The organism is Allobosea sp. R86505, assembly GCF_042466375.1.
Taxonomy (GTDB): Bacteria; Pseudomonadota; Alphaproteobacteria; order Rhizobiales; family Beijerinckiaceae; genus Allobosea.
In genome coordinates this window covers 804,273-821,740 of sequence record NZ_JAXHPY010000001.1, presented here as the reverse complement: position 1 = coordinate 821,740, position 17,468 = coordinate 804,273, and the positions used below count along the sequence as shown (strand labels likewise).

Here is a 17,468-nt window from a genome sequence, read left to right as displayed (position 1 = left end):
CCCGCATCGGAGGCCGCACCATGGACACCGACCGCCAGGATTTCATCATCCTCCGCCGCAGCGCCGGCCGGCCGACGGATTCGATCAAGACCGGCGTCTGGAAGATCGCCCATGCCGACTTCATGACGGCGATGATGGCGCTCTTCCTCGTGCTCTGGCTGGTCAACTCGACCAATCGCGAGACGCGGACCACGGTCGCCCAGTACTTCAACCCGATCAAGCTTTCCGACACGACCTCGGACCGCAAGGGCGTGCGCAACCCGCAGGACGCCGAGCCCGGCGAGGTCGACAGCACCAGCCGCCATGACGGCGACCAGGTGGGCGCCGCCAAGACCGGCTCCGACCGGCGGCCCAGCGCGACGCTGAAGGACCCGCGCCAGGGCAAGGCCGCCTTCGAGGACCCCTATGCCGTTCTCGCCGAGGTCGCCGCCGCCAAGCCCGAGCCCGGTTCCGACCGGGCCTCGACCCTGACGCTCGGCACCACCGGCAAGCCGGGCATGAACGGCGGCGAGGCGATGCGCGACCCCTTCGACCCAAATTTCTGGCGCCAGACGCCGCAGACCGACAAGCCCGAGCGCCAGCAGGCCTTTGCGGGAGACGCCGCTCCGGCCCCCCCGGCCGCCAGCGAGCCCGCCCCGAAGCCGCACCCCCCGGCCGAAGCGACGACCGCCGCCCCCGCGAGCCCGGCCGTCACCGAACAGCCCCCGGTCGTGGCGGCAACGGTCCCGGCGACCGCGCCCGCAATGTCGCCGCGCCCGGGTCTCGCCGTCGCGGCCGGCGCCACCGCCATGAGTTCGCGCGCCGACGAGGCGATGGCCTCCGCCATCGCCTCGGCCATCGCCAAGGGGGGCCAGCAGCGGGCCGACCAGCCGCAGGTCGATGTCAAGAAGACCGACGAGGGTGTGCTGATCAGCCTGACCGACAATGCCAATTTCGGCATGTTCGGCATCGGCTCGGCCGAGCCGCATCCGCAGACGGTCGCCGCGATGCAGCGCGTCGCCGCCGTGCTGAAGGAACGCGAGGGCGCCATCGTCATCCGCGGCCACACCGATGCGCGCCCCTTCCGTGACGGCCGCAGCGACAACTGGCGGCTCTCGACCTCCCGAGCCCATACCGCCCAGGACCTGCTGGTCCAGGGCGGCATCAGTCAGTCGCGCATCGAACATATCGAGGGCCATGCCAGCCGCCGTCCCCGGGCGGGCGACCCCAACGCCGCCGAGAACCGCCGCATCGAGATCCTGATCCGGGAGAAGCGCGCATGAAGCGCTTTTCCCTGCTGGCATTCGCACTCGCGCTGACGACATCGGCCCTTGCAGCACAGGATTCCGTGCCCGCACCCGCACCGCCCTATCAGCTCGTGCGCACCCTGCAGTCGCTGCAGAACGAGGCGGCGGCGGGAAACCGCGCCGCCCATGCCGCCCAGGGCAAGCTGCTGCGCGATCTCGAACACGCGATGGCGGCGCAGCCTCCGGCGGTCTGGGACGATCCCCGCAACACCCGCGCCGCCGTTCAGTATGTGCTGAGCGGCGGCCAGCCCGGCCCCCTGGCCGAGCTGGTCAAGCGCGGCGAGCCGGCCGGGCTGCCCAAGGGGCTGGCCGAGGGCGCGCTGGCCTATGTCATGGGCGATGGCGGCCAGGCGAAAGCGCTGCTGATGCCGCTCGACCCGGCTGGCCTGCATGAGTCACTGGCCGGCCATCTCGCCCTCGTCCAGGCGACGCTGATCCTGCGCGACGACCAGAAGCGGGCGCTGCAGCTGCTCGATCAGGCCAGGCTGGCCTCGCCCGGCTCGCTGGTCGAGGAGGGCGCGCTGCGCCGCGCCGTCTTCATCGCCGCCGAGATCAACGATCTCGACCGGCTGGAGAAGGGCACCGCCCAGTACATGCGGCGCTTCGACCGCTCGGTCTATGCCGAGCATTTCCGCCAGAGCTTCGCCACCGGCCTCGTGCGCTTCGACATCGGCCGCGACCCGGCCAGATTCCCCCGGCTGGTGGCAACGCTGCGCGCCTTCGACCGCGAGCAGCAGCGCGCGGTGCTCCTCATCATCGCCCGCGACGCGCTGGTGCGCGGCCGCTTCGACCAGGCCCGCCTCGCGGCCGAGGAGGTAGCGCGCATCCCCGGCGCCGATCAGGCCACTGTGACGCGCGCCTCGCTTTACCGGGCCGCCTCGCGCATCGGCGTCGACCGGGCCGGCGGAGCGCTCGACACGCTGAAAAAGATCGACGCCACGCGGCTGCCGCCGGAGGAAAAGGGCATCCTCCAGACGGCGCTGCGCGTCGCCGCCGAGATCGTCGATGCGCCTATGGGCGGCGCCCAGACGCCGGGCCCGCCGGCCGCGGCCGAACCCGCCGATCTCGACCCGCGGATGAAGCGCCTCCTCTCCGGCGCCGAGCGCAGCCTGGCCGAGGCGCAAAAGCTGCTCGCCGACCCCGTCTTCCCCCCCGCCCGCTCCGGAGATGCCCGGCCATGAGCCAGGTTGAGACACCCGCCCTCCCCCCCGGCCGCAGCGCCGGGGCCGACGTCGCGAAGAACCCCAAGGCGCGGCTGATGGCCGGCGGCCGCGAGGAGAGGGGCCAGGCCTTCCGCTCCCTGCTGCAGACGCTCGACAAGGGCGCCGGCAAGCCTGCAGCCGACAAGCCCGCCGAGCCGGGCCGCGGGGAGCCGGGCGACAAGGCCGAGGCCTTCTCCGCCGAGCGCCTCGCCGAGATGCTCGCCACGGCCCCGGCCGAGCCCGCCGCCCCCAACGACGGCACGGTCGATGCGGCGCGGCTCCTGCTCGGTGCGGCCCAACCCCCCGCCCCGGAGACGCGGCCCGAGCCACGCCGCGAACCCGGCCCGCGCCGCGATGGTTTCGCCGCCCTTAGCGGCGTCCTCGCCCGGGCCGCCACCGGCGCAGCCGGCGCCCTGGAGCCGGTCGCGCGACCCGCGACTGCCGAGGCTGGCGTCGCGCTGCCGACCGAGGAGGCTGCCCTGCCTGACCTGCCGGACGCGGCGGCCCTGCTCGATCCGAGGCCGGCCGCCGCCGAAGCCACAGCGAAGGACGCAGGCCCGGACAAGCCCTTCACCATCGCCGTGATCCGCCAGGAGACGCATCTGCCGCCGGTCATGCGCCTCTCGCCGCTGCAGCAGGTCGCCGAGCCGATCCGGCAGGCCGCTTCGGAGCTGTCGGCTTCACGCGCGCAGGATGTTCCCGAGATCGGTACGGTGAAGCCCGGCGGCATCGCCGAGCCGACGAAGATCCTGCATATCCAGCTTAGCCCGGTCGAACTCGGCAGCATCGTCGTCAAGCTGCGCATCTCGCAGAACGGCATGGAGATCAGGCTCGAGGCCAGCCGCGCCGAGACCGCGCAATTGCTCGCCAATGACCGCGAGGCGCTGCGCGAGATCGTGCGGGCGAGCGGCCATGCGCTCGACCAGGTCTCGGTCGAGACCGTCCATGTCGACTCGGCCGGCGCCGATCCGCGGCCGGGGCAGGACGCGCCCCGCGACGGCACGCGCGAGGAGGGGGCCGGCCGCGACGGCCGCGGCTTCGACCCCTCGCGCCAGCAGGACAGGCAGAACGACCGGCAAAATGACCGGCCGGATTCGCAACGGCGGGACGCCCGCCAAGAGGCCCTCATCAGCACGGAGGACACCCATGATCGCCGCGAAAGCCATCGCCCTGGCCGCGACCCTCTTCGCTATCTCTAGCCTGTTCACGCCGGCCGCCGCCCAGACGGTCTGCGAGGAGCACATGATCCGCGTCTCGAAGGCCTACGACATCCCCGTCGGCGTGCTCTATTCGGTTGGCCTGACCGAGAGCGGCCGGCGCAACTCGCTGCAGCCCTATGCGCTCAACATCCATGGCCGCGCCTTCTTCGGCGCGAGCAAGGAGGAGGCGCTGGCCGAGTTCCACACCTCGCGCGCCAAGGGGAAGAAGCTGATCGACATCGGCTGCATGCAGATCAACCATCACTACCACCGCGACCAGTTCCCCAGCCTCGACGCGATGTTCGACCCGGCGCTGAATGTCGAATACTCGGCCAAGTTCCTGAAGCGGCTGAAGGCGCGCCACACGAGCTGGACCATGGCGGTGGCGCGCTATCACGCCGGGCCGCACAACAACCCGGCCCAGCATCGCTATGTCTGCACCGTCATCCGCAACATGGTCGCCACCGGCTTCGGCCAGTGGACCGACAATGCGCGCTCCTTCTGCGGGGCGAAATACGCGCGCTCCTGAGGCGCCCCGCCGCCTCAGCGCAGGAAACGCCTGAAGCGCCGCAGCGACACGGCAAACAGCGCCGCGCCGATGCCGATGAGCGCGAGCAGCTGCGGCCAGACCACGTCGAGCCCCGCCCCGCGGAACAGCACCGCCTGGGCGAGGATGACGAAATGGGTGTTGGGGGCCGCCAGCATGATCGTCTGGACGATCTCGGGCATGCTCTCGCGCGGCGTCATGCCACCCGAGAGCATCTGCAGCGGCAAAAGCACCATCATCAGGAGCAGGCCGAACTGCGGCATCGAGCCGGCGATGCTCGCCAGGAAGATGCCGAGCGAGGTCGTGGCGAAGAGCAGCAGCGCCGCGCCCAGCAGGAAGAGTGGGATGCTGCCCTCGATCGGCACGCCGAGCAGGCCCTGGACGACGATGATCAGCGACAGCGCCGAGGCGACGAGCACGACCAGCCCCATCGACCAGACCTTGCTCGTCATGATCTCGAAGGGCGTCACCGGCATCGCCAGCAGGTGTTCGATCGTGCCGTGCTCGCGCTCGCGGATCAGCGCCGCCCCGGTCAGCACGATCGAGAGCATCGTGATGCTCAAGACGACGTTCATCACCGCGCCGAACCAGCCCTTGTTGAGCTCCGGGTTGAAGCGCAGGCGCTGGACGAGCTCGACCGGCGACGCCGCCGCCCCGCGCGCCCGCTGGCTGAACTCCGTGATCTCGGCCCCGACGATGTTCTGGATGTAGACATTGCCGCTGAAGGCCTGGGTCATCCGCGTCGCGTCGATGTTGAGCTGGATAGCGGGCTTTCGGCCCGCGAGCAGGTCGCGCTGGAAATTGGGGGGGATGTCGAGTGCGAAGGTGTCGAGCCCGGCATCCATGCGCCGGTCCATCTCGGTGGCGGTGATCACGCGCGGCGGCGTGAAATAGGGCGGATAGAACGCCGTGACGATGCGCGAGGAGAGCGGCGAGCGGTCCTCGTCGACGATCGCGATGGCAGCGCGGTTGAGCGTCTCCGGCACCGCCTTGGTCTGGCTGTAGATCGCCAGCGTGAAGCTGTAGACGATCAGGACCAGCAGGGTCGTGTCGCGCAGCAGCCCGCGGATTTCCTTGATCCCGAGATGCAGGATGTTCGCCGGCCGCATCGCTCACCGCGCCTGTTTCTTGAGAAGGACAGTGGCGAGCCCGAGCAGTACCGGCACCGCGATCAGCAGGGGGACGAAGCTCGCCCCGAGATCGCCGAAGCCCAGCCCCTTCGAGAAGGTGCCGCGCGAGATCGTCATGAAATGCGCGGTCGGATAGATCCGCCCGACCAGCGCACCCACCCCCTGCAGCGAGGAGACCGGGTCGGTCATGCCGGAGAACTGCGTCGCCGGCAGCAGGGTCAGGATGGTCGTGCCGAAGATCGCCGCGATCTGGCTGGTCATGAAGCTGGAGATCAGGAGCCCCATCGCCGTGGCCGCCACCACATAGACGAAGGCCGCAGTGGCGAAGGCGAGGAGATCGCCCGTGAACGGCACCCGGAAGACGAAGACGGCGAAGAGGGTCAGCAGCAGCGCATTGACGAGTGCGAGCGCGACATAGGGCAGCTGCTTGCCGAGCAGGAACTCGAACCGCGTCACCGGGGTGACATAGAGGTTGATGATCGAACCCAGCTCCTTCTCCCTGACGACGCTGAGCGCCGCCAGCATGGCCGGGATCATCAGCAGGAGCAGCGGGATCACCGCCGGCACCATCGCGACGAGGCTCTCGATATTGGGGTTGTAGCGATAGCGCGTCTCGATGCGGAACGAGGCGCTGGCCGCATCCTCGCCCAGCAGCAGGCGCATCTTCTGCGTCAGCCAGGCGCCGTGCAGGCCCTGGACATAGCCCTGCACGGTCTCGGCCCGCTGCGGCATCGCCCCGTCGATCCAGGCCGCGACCTGGACCGGCCGGCCCCGCGCCAGATCGCGGCCGAAGCCGGGCGGGATCTCGATGGCGAGCGCCAGTTCGCCCCGCCGCATCCGCCGGTTGAGATCGGCATAATCGACGATCGGTGCCTTCTCGACGAAGTAGCGCGATCCGGCCATGCCCAGCGCATAATCGCCGCTGGCGAGCGACCGGTCGTGATCGAGGACGGCGAAGGACAGCTTCTCGACGTCGAAATTGATGCCGTAGCCGATGACGAACATCAAAAGCAGGCTGCCGACCAGCGCCAGCGTCGCGCGGATCGGGTCGCGCCGCAGCTCCAGTGCCTCGCGCCGCGTGTAGCTGAGCATCCGGCGCGGATCGAACAGCCGACGCTGCGCATGCGCGGCGGCCACCGGCACGGCGTCGGGCTGCGGAGCCGCCGGCGAGGGTTGCGGCGGCGCTCCGGCCTCGCCGATCGCCTCCTCCAGATAGCCGATGAAGGCGTCCTCCAGCGTGGCGCTGCCACGCTGCGCCACGATCGCCGCCGGCGTGTCGCTGACCAGCACCCGGCCGGCATGCATCAGCGAGATGCGGTCGCAGCGCTGCGCCTCGTTCATGAAATGGGTCGAGATGAAGATGGTGACGCCGTCCTGCCGCGAGAGATCGGCCAGGATCTGCCAGAGCCCGTCGCGGGCGATCGGATCGACGCCCGAGGTCGGCTCGTCGAGGATCAGGATCTCCGGCGCATGAATCAGCGCCACCGCCAGCGACAGGCGCTGGCGCAGGCCGAGCGGCAGCGCGTCCGGCAGCGCATCCATCACGGAAGCGAGGTCGAAACGCTGCGCCATTTCGGCGACGCGGGCGGGAATGCTCTCCGGCGGCAGCTGGAACAGGCGGGCGTGCAGGTTGAGATTTTGCGCCACCGTCAGCTCGGAATAGAGCGAGAAGGCCTGCGACATGTAGCCGACGCGCTGGCGCACGCGCATGTCGCGCGGGGTCGACCTCGGCGCCGAACAGCCGGGCCCGGCCCTCGCTGGCGGCCAGCAGCCCGGTCAGCATCTTCATCGTCGTCGACTTGCCGCAGCCATTCGAACCGAGGAAGCCGAAGATCTCGCCGCGCTGGATCCGGAAGCTGACCCGGTCGACCGCGACGAAATCGTCGAAGCGCATCGTCAGGTCTTCAGCCTCGATGGCGATCTCGGCATGGGTCTCCGCGTCGCGCGGCGCAATGACGACGGCATGGTGGAGCTTGCGCTTCTCCTCCGGCAGCAGCGCGATGAAGGCCTCGTCGAGCGTAGCAGCGCCGGTCTGCGCCAGGAGGTCCGCCGGCGCACCCGTGGCGAGGACGCGTCCGGCATCCATCGCCACCAGCCAGTCGAAGCGCGCCGCCTCTTCCATATAGGCGGTGGCGACGATGACGCTCATGCCGGGCCGCCCGGCGCGGATCGCATCGATCAGCTCCCAGAACTGGCGCCGAGACAAAGGATCGACGCCCGTGGTCGGCTCGTCGAGGATCAGCAGGTCGGGGTCGTGGATCAGCGCGCAGCACAGGCCGAGCTTCTGTTTCATGCCGCCCGAGAGCTTGCCGGCCGGCCGATCGGCGAAGGGGCGCAGCCCCGTGCTCGCCAGAAGCTCGGCGATTCGGGCCTCGCGCTCGGCCCGGCCCTGCCCGAAGAGTTGGCCGAAGAACTCGACATTCTCGAACACCGACAGCGTCGGATAGAGGTTCTTGCCAAGCCCCTGCGGCATATAGGCGATGCGCGGGCAGGCTGCCCGCCGATGCGTCGCATCCGCCATGTCGCCCCCGAGCACCGTGACCGAGCCCGCCTGGAGCGCGCGCGCGCCGGCCACCAGGGACAGGAGGCTGGACTTGCCGACACCATCGGGGCCGATCAGCCCGACCATGCAGCCCGACGGGAGGTTGAGGGTGACGCGCTCGAGCGCCCTGGTCTTGCCATAGCTCAGGCCGACACCGGCGAGGCTGACGACCGGCGCCGCGGTCGCCGCCGGGACCGTGTTCATTGCACGAGACCGGTCTGCAGGCGCTGCGGCCAGGCCACTTGCGGATCGAGCTGGACATAGGCGACGCCCGGCAGCCCGGTCTTCACCTGCTGGATGTACTTCCGCAGCAGCTCGGGGGCGATCCGCGCCTTGATGCGGAACATTAGCTTCTCGCGCTCCTGCGCCGTCTCCACCGTCTTCGGCGTGAACTGGGCGACATCGGCCACGAAGGAGATTGACGCCGGGATGACGAGCCTCGGCGCCGCGTCCAGCACGATGCGCGCCTGCGCACCCAGGGCGACGCGCCCCGCCTGCCCGGTCGGCAGGAAGAAGGTCATGAACACGTCCTCGAGATCGACAAGGTTGAGCACACGCCCGCCCGCGGCCACCACCTCGCCCGGCTGGGCGACGCGGTACTGAACGCGCCCGTCCCGCGGGGCCTTCAGCGCGCTGTCCTCAATATCGGCATCGAAGCGCCGCACCGTCGCCTTCGCCGCGGCCACCGCGGCCTGCGCCCCGACGACCTGGGACTGAGCCGAGCTGATGGCGGCCTCGCTGGCGGCGAGCTGGGCCTTGGCGGCGCCGACGGCGGCGGTGGCGCCCTGCGCCCGGGCCCGGTCGTCGTCGAGCACCTGGTCGGAGACATTGCCGCGCTCGGAGAGCTGCTCCGACCGGCCGAGCTTGCGGCGCGCGGCATCGAGCTCGGCTTCGCGCTGGGCGACGACCGCCGTCGCGGCGGTTTTCTCGGCCTGGCGCTGGACGACGAGGCTCTTGGCTGTGTCGACCGCAATCACCGCCCGCTCGTACTGCGCCTGCGCCTCGGCGCGCTGCGCCTCGAGCGTCTCGGTGTCCATCCGCGCCACGACCTGGCCGGCCGTGACGAAATCGCCCTCATTGGCCAGCATCTCCTTGATCCGGCCGGAGACGCGCGCCGCCACGTCGATCTCCACCGCCTCGATGCGACCATTGCCGCTGGCGAGACCCTCCGGCAGGTCACCGGCGCGCAGGCGCTGCCAGGCGAGATAGCCGATGCCGGCGACGAGGAGGGCGGCGACCGGCAGCAGCCAGCCGGGTTTCGGGAGTTTCATCGGATCGGCCTTCCGCGGACGGGACGACGGGCGGACCGCATCCGGGGCGCGGCAGCGCCACGGAGGGTCGTGAGAGTGGCTTGCGCGGGACGGCTTCGCCCGTCTCGTCCCGCGGCTGCAGGGTCCGACGGGTGCGAGCCGACGGCATTGATCGAAGTCAAGACGGGCGGCGGATGGCGCGGCTAGCGTGGCGACGGCCTGCGATGACGCATGTGGCGGGGCAGCCGATCCTCCGATCGCTCCCGCCGCCCCCCATGATCGAGGCTCAGGATCGCCGATGACTGTCCAAGATGCGCTCGTGCCCTCGCCATCCGGGACGCAGGCCGATGCGCTCGGCCTTGAGGCCTTCGCCGCCATCGACCGGATGCGCGAGGCGCTGGGCGCCCAGTTCAGCGGCGGCCTCTCGCCGGCGGCGCTGGCGCTCGCCTTTCTCGACTGGTCGGCCCATCTCGCGGCGGCGCCGGGCAAGCGCTCCGAACTGGCCTGGAAGGCCGCCCGCAAGGCGACGAAGCTGACCGGCCATCTCGCTGCCTGCGGACTTGGGGCCGGCGACGCCGCCTGCATCGAGCCGCTGCCGGGCGACGACCGCTTCGCCGGGGAAGCCTGGCGACACTGGCCCTACAATCTGTGGTCGCAGTCCTTCCTGCTGACGCAGCAATGGTGGCACAACGCCACCCGCGAAGTGCCGGGCGTGACCCCGCATCACGAAGAGGTGGTCGCCTTCGTCGCGCGGCAGCTGCTCGACATGATGTCGCCCGCCAACACCCCCTTCACCAATCCCGAAGTGGTGGCGCGCACGCTCGAAACCGGGGGAGCCAATCTCCTTGCCGGCTTCCGCAACGCGCTCGAGGACGCCGGCCGCCAGGCCTCCGGCCAGGGACCGGTCGGCACGGAGGCCTTCGTCGTCGGGCGCGACGTCGCGGCGACGCCAGGCAAGGTGGTCTTCCGCAACCATCTGATCGAGCTGATCCAGTATGCGCCCGCGACGGAGACGGTGCAGGCCGAGCCGGTCCTGATCGTGCCGGCCTGGATCATGAAGTACTACATCCTCGATCTTTCGCCGCGGAACTCGCTGATCCGCCATCTCGTCGCGCAGGGGCACAGCGTCTTCTGCATCTCCTGGCGCAACCCGACCGCCGCCGACCGCGATCTCGGGCTGGACGACTACCGCCGCCTGGGTGTCATGGCCGCGCTCGATGCGATCGCGACGATCCTGCCGGGCCGGGCGGTCCATGCCGCAGGCTACTGCCTGGGCGGCACGCTCCTGACCATCGCCGCCGCCGCTATGGCGCGGGCTGGCGACAGCCGCCTCGCTTCGCTCACCCTGCTGGCCGCGCAGACGGACTTCACCGAGCCGGGCGAGCTCGCCCTCTTCATCGACCACAGCCAGGTCCGCCTGCTCGAAAGCGTGATGTGGAACCGCGGCTATCTCGCCTCGGACCAGATGGCTGGGGCCTTCCAGATGCTGCGCTCGAACGACCTCGTCTGGTCGCGGCTGGTCCACGACTATCTCATGGGCGAACGCACGCCGATGAACGATCTGATGGCCTGGAACGCCGATGCCACCCGCATGCCCTACCGGATGCATGCCGAATATCTGCGCCGGCTCTATCTCGACAACGACCTCGCCACCGGCCGCCTGCTCGTGGACGGCCGCCCCGTCGCGCTGCAGAACCTGCGCCTGCCGCTCTTCGCCGTCGGCACGGAGCGCGACCATGTCGCCCCCTGGCGTTCGGTCTACAAGATCCACACCCTCGCCGACACCGACGTCACCTTCGTCCTGACCAGTGGCGGGCACAATGCCGGCATCGTCAGCGAGCCCGGCCACCCGCATCGGCACTACCGCATCGCCACGCGCCGTCACGATGATGTCCGGATCAGCCCCGATGAATGGCTCGAGCAGGCCCGGCCGTGCCAGGGCTCCTGGTGGGAGAGCTGGGTCGCCTGGCTCGGCGAGCGCTCGACCGGCCGCGTCGCGCCGCCGCCGATGGCTGCCGCCGAGGCCGGCCTCGCTCCGGTCGCGGAGGCGCCCGGAACCTATGTGCTGCAACGCTGAGGACGCCATGGACCAGATCATCCTCAGGAACCGCACTTTCGACGAACTGGCCGTCGGCGACAGCGCCTCGCTCCAGCGCAGCGTCGGTCGCGACGACATCGACCTCTTCGCCGCGGTCTCCGGCGACCTCAACCCGACGCAACTCGACGCCGGCTTCGCCGCCGGCGAGCGCTTCGGCCATGTCGTCGCCCACGGGCTGTGGACCGGGGGCCTGATCTCCGCCCTGCTCGGCACCCGCCTGCCCGGCCCGGGCACGATCTATCTCGGTCAGGAGCTTCAGTTCCGCCACCCCGTCGCGCCGGGCGACACCATCACCGCCACCGTTCGGGTGCGCGAGAAGCGCGCCGACCAGCGCATCGTCGTGCTCGACACGAGTTGCACCAACCAGGACGGCGAGGAGGTGCTGGCCGGGACCGCCACCGTCATCGCGCCGCAGACCAGCGTCGCCTGGCCGAGCCCGAATCTCCCCGAAATCGCGCTGCGCCGGCATGACCGCTACGACGCCTTCGTGCGCGACGCCCGCGCCCTGCCCTCGCTGCGTGTGGCGGTGATCCATCCCTGCTCGCCGGAGGCGATCATCGCCGCCGTCGAGATTCGCGACGAGGGTCTGCTGGCGCCGATCCTGGTCGGTCCCGAGGCCAAGATCCGCGCCGCCGCCGAGGCCGCCCGCGTCTCGCTCGACGGCATGCAAATCGAGCCCGTCGAGCACAGCCATGCCGCCGCCGCGCGCGGCGTCGAACTCGCCATGGCCGGCCGCGTTTCGATCCTGATGAAGGGCAGCCTGCACACCGACGAACTTCTGGGCGCCGTGGTCGCGGCCGGTTCGGGCCTGCGCACCGAGCGCCGCATCAGCCATGTCTATGCGATGAGCGTGCCGGCCTACCCCAAGCCGCTGATCGTCACCGACGCCGCGATCAACATCCTGCCGACGCTCGAACAGAAGCGCGACATCTGCCAGAACGCCATCGACCTGCTGCATACGCTGGGCATCGCGGAGCCGCTGGTGGCGGTGCTGGCCGCGGTCGAGACCGTGAACGCAAGGATGCCGTCGACGCTCGACGCCGCGGCGCTGACGGTGATGGCCGCGCGCGGCCAGATCACCGGCGCCCGCGTGGATGGCCCGCTCGCCTTCGACAATGCGATCAGCCCCGAGGCCGCCCGCACCAAGGGCATCGTCTCGCCCGTCGCAGGCCAGGCCGACATCCTGCTCGTGCCCGATCTCGAAGCCGGCAACATGCTGGCCAAGCAGCTGATCTATTTTGCCGGCGCCGATGCGGCCGGCCTCGTGCTCGGCGCGCGTGTGCCGATCATCCTGACCAGCCGCTCGGACTCGCTGAAGACCCGCATCGCCTCGGCGGCGCTCGCCAAGCTCGTCGCCTCGCGGCGCGGGCCGGGCATTCCTGCAAAGGGAGCCGGCGCCTGATGGGGAAGGACGACGACCGCATCCTGCTGACCTTCAACGCCGGCTCCTCCACGGTGAAGCTCGGCCTGTTCGCCCTCGGGCCGCAGGGCCCGCGCCGCATCGGCAAGGGCATGATCGACTTCCGGCGCGAGCCCCTGCGCTTCGAGCTGACGGAAGGGCCGGACCGCTTCGACATCGCGCTCGAAGCCGGTCCCGGAGAGGAGCTCGACGACGTGCTGAGCGAGGCGCTGCGCCGCCTCTCCTGGCATGTCGATCTCGACGCCGTCACTGGCATCGGCCACCGCATCGTCCATGGCGGCGACCGTTTCGCCGGCCCGGTCCGCATCGACGACGAGGTCGTCACGGCCCTGGATGCGCTGACGCCGCTGGCGCCGCTGCATCAGCCGCAGGGGCTGCGGCTGGTCCGCGCCGTCACGCGCCTGCGCCCCGGCCTGCCGCAGACCGCATCCTTCGACACCGCCTTCCACCGCAGCCAGCCCGACCTCGTCCGCCGTTTCGCGATTCCCCGCGCGCTGCACGACCAGGGCATCAAGCGCTACGGCTTCCACGGCCTGTCCTACGCCTTCATCGCGGCCGAGCTGGCGCGCCGGCGTCCCGATCTGGCGGATGCCAGGGTCGTCGCCGCCCATCTCGGGAGCGGCGCCAGCCTCTGCGCCCTCGAAGGCGGCGTCAGCCGCGACACCAGCATGGGCTTCTCGGCGCTGGACGGCGTACCGATGGCGACGCGCTGCGGCGCGATCGACGCGGGCGTGCTGCTGCATCTGCTCGGCCCGAAGGGCCAGAGCGTCGCACAGGTTGAGGACCTGCTCTATCGCCGCTCCGGCCTGCTCGGCGTCTCCGGACTCAGCGCCGACAGCCGCGAACTGCTCGACAGCGCCGCGCCGGAGGCCGCGCAAGCGCTCGACCTCTTCACCTTCCGGATCGCGGGCGAGGTCGCGCGGCTGGCGACCACGCTCGGCGGGCTCGACGCGCTGGTCTTCACCGCCGGCATCGGCGAGCATCAGCCGCGCATCCGGGCCGCGATCGCGAACCGCCTCGCCTGGCTGGGGCTGGCGCTGGACGAGAGCGCCAACGCCGCCAGTGCCGCAACGATCTCCGCCGCCGGCAGTCGCGTCGAAGCCTTCGTCATCGCCACCGACGAGGAGCAGGTCATCGCCGACGAGGCCTGCGCCCTGCTCCAAGCCGCCTGAACCGGCTCAGGCCAGCCGCTCCAGCGCCGCCCGCAGCAGCGAGACCATCTCCTCGATCTGGGAGGGCTCGCAGATCAGCGGCGGCGAGAGCGCGATGACGTCCCCGGTGACGCGGATCAGAAGCCCCTTCTCGAAGCAATCGACGAAGGCCTCATAGGCGCGCGCGCCGACGGCCCCGGGGCGCGAGGCGAGCTCGATCCCTGCCACGAGCCCGATGGTGCGGATGTCGATGACGTGCGGCACGTCGCGCAGTGAGTGCAGCGCCTCCTCCCAGAGCGGGGCAAGCGACGTCACCCGCGTCAGCAGCCCCTCGCCGGCATAGATGTCAAGCGTGGCGAGACCCGCCGCGCAGGCGACAGGATGGCCGGAATAGGTGTAGCCGTGGAACAGCTCGATCGTCGCCTCCGGCCCGCTCATCAGCGCGTCATGGACCTTGCGGGCGGCGAAGACGGCGCCCATCGGAATCGTGCCGTTGGTGATGCCCTTCGCCGTCGTCATCAGGTCCGGCATCACGCCGAAATACTCGCTGGCGAAGGGCGTGCCGAGCCGGCCGAAGCCGGTGATGACCTCGTCGAAGATCAGCAGGATGCCGTGGCGCGTCGCAATCTCGCGCAGCCGCTCGAGATAACCCTTGGGCGGAATCAGCACGCCGGTCGAGCCCGCCATCGGCTCGACGATCACCGCCGCGATGGTCTCCGCTCCATGCAGCGCGACCATCCGCTCGAGATCGTCGGCGAGCTCGGCGCCATGCGCGGGCTGGCCCTTGCTGAAGGCGTTGCGCTCCAGATCATGGGTGTGGCGCAGATGATCGGCGCCCGGCAGCAGCGGGAAGACGCGGCGGTTGTTGACCAGCCCGCCCACCGTGATGCCGCCGAAGCCGACGCCGTGATAGCCGCGCTCGCGGCCGATCAGCCGCGTCCGCGTGCCCTGGCCGATGGCGCGCTGATAGGCGATCGCGATCTTCAGCGCGGTGTCGACCGATTCCGAGCCCGAGCCGGTGAAGAAGATCCGGTCGAGCTTGCCGGCGCCCTCGCCCGGCGCGATCGCCGCCAGCCGCTCGGCAAAATCGAAGGCGATCGGGTGGCCCATCTGGAAGGAGGGCGCATAGTCGAGTGTCGCGAGCTGGCGCTCGACGGCTTGCGTGATCTGCTGGCGGCCATGGCCGGCATTGACGCACCAGAGACCCGCCGTCCCGTCGATGACCTTGCGCCCGTCCTCGGTGGCGTAGTGCATCCCCTGCGCTGAGGCGAGCAGGCGCGGCGCCGCCTTGAACTGCCGGTTGGCGGTGAAGGGCATCCAGTAGCTGTCGAGCGAGCGGGCGTTCTGCAGGGCCTGCGGCGGCGTGGCAATGGTCATGGGTGATCTCCTCTGCCGGCAGGGAGCACCGTTCGACCGATGCGAACAAGTCTGTTTCCGTGCTCCAGCAAGCTATTGTTTTTGCGATAGGCAGGATCAGAATGGTGCGGATACCGACCAGGGAGACCAGGCCCCCGTGAGCGACACCGACATCGGCGCGCGGCTGCGCTATCTGCGCACCCGCCAGGGGCTCTCGCAGCGTGCGCTGGCCAAGCGTGCCGGCGTGACGCATTCGACCATCTCGCTGATCGAATCCAACGGCGTGAACCCGTCCGTCGGCGCGCTGAAGCGCATCCTCGACGGCATCCCGATCGGCCTCTCCGAATTCTTCGCCCTGGAGCCCGACCGGCCGCGCCAGGCCTTCTACCGCGCCGACGAGCTGGTCGAGATCGGCAAGGGCGGCATCTCCTACCGCCAGATCGGCGAGAACCTGTTCGGCCGCGCCCTGCAGATCCTGAAGGAGCGCTACGAGCCCGGCACCGACACCGGCCGCGTGCCGCTCTCGCATGACGGCGAGGAGGGCGGTATCGTGCTCTGCGGCCGGCTCGAGGTTTCGGTCGACGACGAGCGGCGCATTCTGGGCCCCGGCGATGCCTATTACTTCGAGAGCCGCCGACCGCACCGCTTCCGCTGCGTCGGGCCGATTGCCTGCGAAGTCGTCAGCGCCTGCACGCCGCCCTCCTTCTGACCGCCGGCGCTTGACCGCGACCCGTCCCGCGCCCACCTTGAACTCTAGAGACTAGAGCTTTGGAGCGAGCCCATGCCCACCGCGACCACCGCAGAGCGCGTGATGCCGATCGGAACGCTGGCCGAGCGCACCGGCGTCAAGGTTGAGACGATCCGCTATTACGAGCAGGTCGGCCTGTTGTTGCCGCCCGAGCGCTCGGAGGGCAACCAGCGACGCTATGGCAGCCGCCATCTCGAGCGCCTCGCCTTCATCAAGCATGCCCGCGATCTCGGCTTCGCCGTCGAGGCGATCCGCGCCCTGCTCAGGCTCTCGGACAATCCGGCGATGGCCTGCGACGAAGCCCATGCCATCGCCGTCGCGCATCGCGACGAGGTGCGCCACAAGATCGCGCGGCTGCGCTCGCTGGAGGCCGAGCTGGAGCGCATCGCCGCGACCTGCTCCGGCGGCGTCGCCGCCTGCGACTGCGCCATCATCGAGGCGCTCGCCGATCACGGCCGCTGCAGCCACGCCGCGCATTGACGCAAGAGCCGCCCCTGCGCCTCCTGTGGAGAAGCGCTGGCGCATGCCCCTCCTGCACGCCATCGCGATTGCGGCGCGAGCCGGCCAGACGCTAGCCTTCGCCGGAAACTGTCGGGAGCCACCATGTCCAGCGACTTCGCCACGCCGCCCGGTCTTCGGCATCGCCAGATCGCGGTGCGCGACACGACGCTGCACGTCGCCGAAATCGGTTCCGGGCGCCCCGTCCTGCTGCTGCATGGCTGGCCTGAATTCTGGGCCACCTGGTTGCCGCTGATGAACCGGCTCCACCCGGATTTCCGGCTGATCGCGCCCGATCTGCGCGGCTTCGGCGACAGCGCCAAGGCAGCCTCTCCGCGCAGCGACGTCGGCGCCAACAGCCATGCCGACGACATGGCCTCGCTGGTCGGCGCGCTCGGCCTGGAATCGGTCGGCGTGGTCGGCCACGATGTCGGTGCCTATGCCGCCCAGGCGATGGCGCGGCGCCACCCGCAGCTGGTCGAGCGGCTGCTCTTCTTCAACTGCCCGACCCAGAGCATCGCCGGGCGCTGGGTCCATGATGGCCATGTCAACGAGGTCTGGTACCAGTCCTTTCAGCAATTGCCGCTGGCCGAGTCGCTGATCGGCCTCAGCCGCCAGTCCTGCGCGCTCTATGTCTCCTATTTTCTCTCGCACTGGTGCCATCGCAAGGATGCGTTCGATCCGGCGCTCGAGCTCTGGATCGACAACTTCATGAAGCCCGGCAATCTGCGCGGCGGCTTCGACTGGTATCGCAGCCAGAACGCCGCCCGCCTCGCGGCGATCGACGGCCATCCCACCCCTTCCGTCCGCATCCACCAGCCGACGCGGGTGCATTGGGGCCGGCACGACCCCGTGCTGAAATCGGAATGGGCCGCCTTCGTGCCCGAGCATTTCGACGATGCACAGATCACCTTCTGCGAAACGGCCGGGCATTTCGTCCATGTCGAGGCGCCCGACGAAGCCGCGGAGATCTTCGCGGAGGTCTTCGGCTGAGTGCCGCGCCCGCAGCCAGCTCTCGTTTCCCGGCGAAGCATGCCTAGA

General features: G+C 70.3%; 13 protein-coding genes and 1 pseudogene. 10 read left to right on the top strand and 4 right to left on the bottom strand.

What is annotated here, in order from left to right; all coding sequences use genetic code 11:
- The first annotated feature begins 20 nt into the window (after positions 1-20).
- Genes SJY11_RS03930 through SJY11_RS03915 form a run of 4 tightly spaced genes read left to right on the top strand, consistent with a single transcriptional unit; the run spans position 21 to position 4,216 of the window.
- On the top strand, positions 21-1,262 hold the full coding sequence (locus SJY11_RS03930) for a MotB family protein (protein WP_376985126.1): 1,242 nt from the start codon (positions 21-23) through the stop codon (positions 1,260-1,262).
- On the top strand, positions 1,259-2,467 hold the full coding sequence (locus SJY11_RS03925) for a chemotaxis protein (protein ID WP_376985125.1): 1,209 nt from the start codon (positions 1,259-1,261) through the stop codon (positions 2,465-2,467). The genes SJY11_RS03930 and SJY11_RS03925 overlap by 4 nt, the downstream gene beginning before the upstream one ends.
- The gene (locus SJY11_RS03920; protein ID WP_376985124.1) at positions 2,464-3,687 is read left to right on the top strand and encodes a flagellar hook-length control protein FliK; all 1,224 of its coding nucleotides are present in this window, start codon (positions 2,464-2,466) and stop codon (positions 3,685-3,687) included. The genes SJY11_RS03925 and SJY11_RS03920 overlap by 4 nt, the downstream gene beginning before the upstream one ends.
- On the top strand, positions 3,635-4,216 hold the full coding sequence (locus tag SJY11_RS03915) for a transglycosylase SLT domain-containing protein (RefSeq protein ID WP_067989613.1): 582 nt from the start codon (positions 3,635-3,637) through the stop codon (positions 4,214-4,216). The genes SJY11_RS03920 and SJY11_RS03915 overlap by 53 nt, the downstream gene beginning before the upstream one ends.
- A gap of 14 nt (positions 4,217-4,230) precedes the next feature.
- Here the strand turns inward: SJY11_RS03915 and SJY11_RS03910 are convergent, their stop codons facing one another.
- The 3 genes and pseudogenes from SJY11_RS03910 to SJY11_RS03900 all read right to left on the bottom strand — a co-directional run bounded on the left by SJY11_RS03910 (position 4,231) and on the right by SJY11_RS03900 (position 9,177).
- Positions 4,231-5,343, bottom strand: a complete 1,113-nt coding sequence (locus SJY11_RS03910; RefSeq protein ID WP_376985122.1) for an ABC transporter permease — start codon at positions 5,341-5,343, stop codon at positions 4,231-4,233.
- Positions 5,344-5,346: 3 nt separating this feature from the next.
- Positions 5,347-8,110 (bottom strand): annotated as a pseudogene (gene rbbA / locus SJY11_RS03905) (ribosome-associated ATPase/putative transporter RbbA).
- Positions 8,107-9,177 (bottom strand): HlyD family secretion protein, encoded by a 1,071-nt coding sequence (locus tag SJY11_RS03900; RefSeq protein ID WP_376985121.1) that lies wholly within the window; start codon positions 9,175-9,177, stop codon positions 8,107-8,109. Before SJY11_RS03900 ends, rbbA begins: the two are co-directional and overlap by 4 nt.
- Positions 9,178-9,454: 277 nt before the next feature.
- On the opposite strand from SJY11_RS03900, the gene SJY11_RS03895 reads away from it, so the two are divergent.
- Genes SJY11_RS03895 through SJY11_RS03885 form a run of 3 tightly spaced genes read left to right on the top strand, consistent with a single transcriptional unit; the run spans position 9,455 to position 13,846 of the window.
- Positions 9,455-11,233 carry a PHA/PHB synthase family protein gene (locus SJY11_RS03895; protein WP_376985120.1) on the top strand — a complete coding sequence of 593 codons (1,779 nt, stop codon included), beginning with the start codon at positions 9,455-9,457 and terminating at the stop codon, positions 11,231-11,233.
- Between the two features lie 7 nt (positions 11,234-11,240).
- Entirely contained in the window at positions 11,241-12,656 is a 1,416-nt protein-coding gene (locus SJY11_RS03890; RefSeq protein ID WP_376985118.1) for a bifunctional enoyl-CoA hydratase/phosphate acetyltransferase, read from the top strand.
- Positions 12,656-13,846: an acetate/propionate family kinase gene (locus SJY11_RS03885; protein WP_376985117.1), complete on the top strand. Its 1,191-nt coding sequence runs from the start codon at positions 12,656-12,658 to the stop codon at positions 13,844-13,846. The genes SJY11_RS03890 and SJY11_RS03885 overlap by 1 nt, the downstream gene beginning before the upstream one ends.
- 6 nt (positions 13,847-13,852) lie before the next feature.
- Here SJY11_RS03885 and aptA read toward each other — a convergent pair whose 3' ends face one another.
- Positions 13,853-15,202, bottom strand: coding sequence for an omega-aminotransferase AptA (gene aptA / locus SJY11_RS03880; protein ID WP_376985116.1), 1,350 nt, complete (start codon positions 15,200-15,202; stop codon positions 13,853-13,855).
- A 136-nt stretch (positions 15,203-15,338) separates the two neighbouring features.
- On the opposite strand from aptA, the gene SJY11_RS03875 reads away from it, so the two are divergent.
- From SJY11_RS03875 to SJY11_RS03865, 3 genes are all read left to right on the top strand, one after another.
- Entirely contained in the window at positions 15,339-15,890 is a 552-nt protein-coding gene (locus SJY11_RS03875) for a cupin domain-containing protein (RefSeq protein WP_376985115.1), read from the top strand.
- Positions 15,891-15,962: 72 nt separating this feature from the next.
- Positions 15,963-16,409 (top strand): MerR family transcriptional regulator, encoded by a 447-nt coding sequence (locus tag SJY11_RS03870; protein ID WP_376985114.1) that lies wholly within the window; start codon positions 15,963-15,965, stop codon positions 16,407-16,409.
- 123 nt (positions 16,410-16,532) lie between these two features.
- Complete coding sequence (locus SJY11_RS03865; protein WP_326908846.1) at positions 16,533-17,420, top strand: alpha/beta fold hydrolase; 888 nt, start codon at positions 16,533-16,535, stop codon at positions 17,418-17,420.
- The last annotated feature ends 48 nt before the right edge of the window (positions 17,421-17,468 follow it).

What these genes read in the sequence shown, in the direction of transcription:
- SJY11_RS03930 (WP_376985126.1), top strand. Translation starts at nt 21, where the DNA reads ATGGACACCGACCGCCAGGATTTCATCATCCTCCGCCGCAGCGCCGGC.
- SJY11_RS03925 (WP_376985125.1), top strand. Translation starts at nt 1,259, where the DNA reads ATGAAGCGCTTTTCCCTGCTGGCATTCGCACTCGCGCTGACGACATCG.
- SJY11_RS03920 (WP_376985124.1), top strand. Translation starts at nt 2,464, where the DNA reads ATGAGCCAGGTTGAGACACCCGCCCTCCCCCCCGGCCGCAGCGCCGGG.
- SJY11_RS03915 (WP_067989613.1), top strand. Translation starts at nt 3,635, where the DNA reads ATGATCGCCGCGAAAGCCATCGCCCTGGCCGCGACCCTCTTCGCTATC.
- SJY11_RS03910 (WP_376985122.1), bottom strand. Translation starts at nt 5,343, where the DNA reads ATGCGGCCGGCGAACATCCTGCATCTCGGGATCAAGGAAATCCGCGGG.
- SJY11_RS03900 (WP_376985121.1), bottom strand. Translation starts at nt 9,177, where the DNA reads ATGAAACTCCCGAAACCCGGCTGGCTGCTGCCGGTCGCCGCCCTCCTC.
- SJY11_RS03895 (WP_376985120.1), top strand. Translation starts at nt 9,455, where the DNA reads ATGACTGTCCAAGATGCGCTCGTGCCCTCGCCATCCGGGACGCAGGCC.
- SJY11_RS03890 (WP_376985118.1), top strand. Translation starts at nt 11,241, where the DNA reads ATGGACCAGATCATCCTCAGGAACCGCACTTTCGACGAACTGGCCGTC.
- SJY11_RS03885 (WP_376985117.1), top strand. Translation starts at nt 12,656, where the DNA reads ATGGGGAAGGACGACGACCGCATCCTGCTGACCTTCAACGCCGGCTCC.
- aptA (WP_376985116.1), bottom strand. Translation starts at nt 15,202, where the DNA reads ATGACCATTGCCACGCCGCCGCAGGCCCTGCAGAACGCCCGCTCGCTC.
- SJY11_RS03870 (WP_376985114.1), top strand. Translation starts at nt 15,963, where the DNA reads ATGCCCACCGCGACCACCGCAGAGCGCGTGATGCCGATCGGAACGCTG.
- SJY11_RS03865 (WP_326908846.1), top strand. Translation starts at nt 16,533, where the DNA reads ATGTCCAGCGACTTCGCCACGCCGCCCGGTCTTCGGCATCGCCAGATC.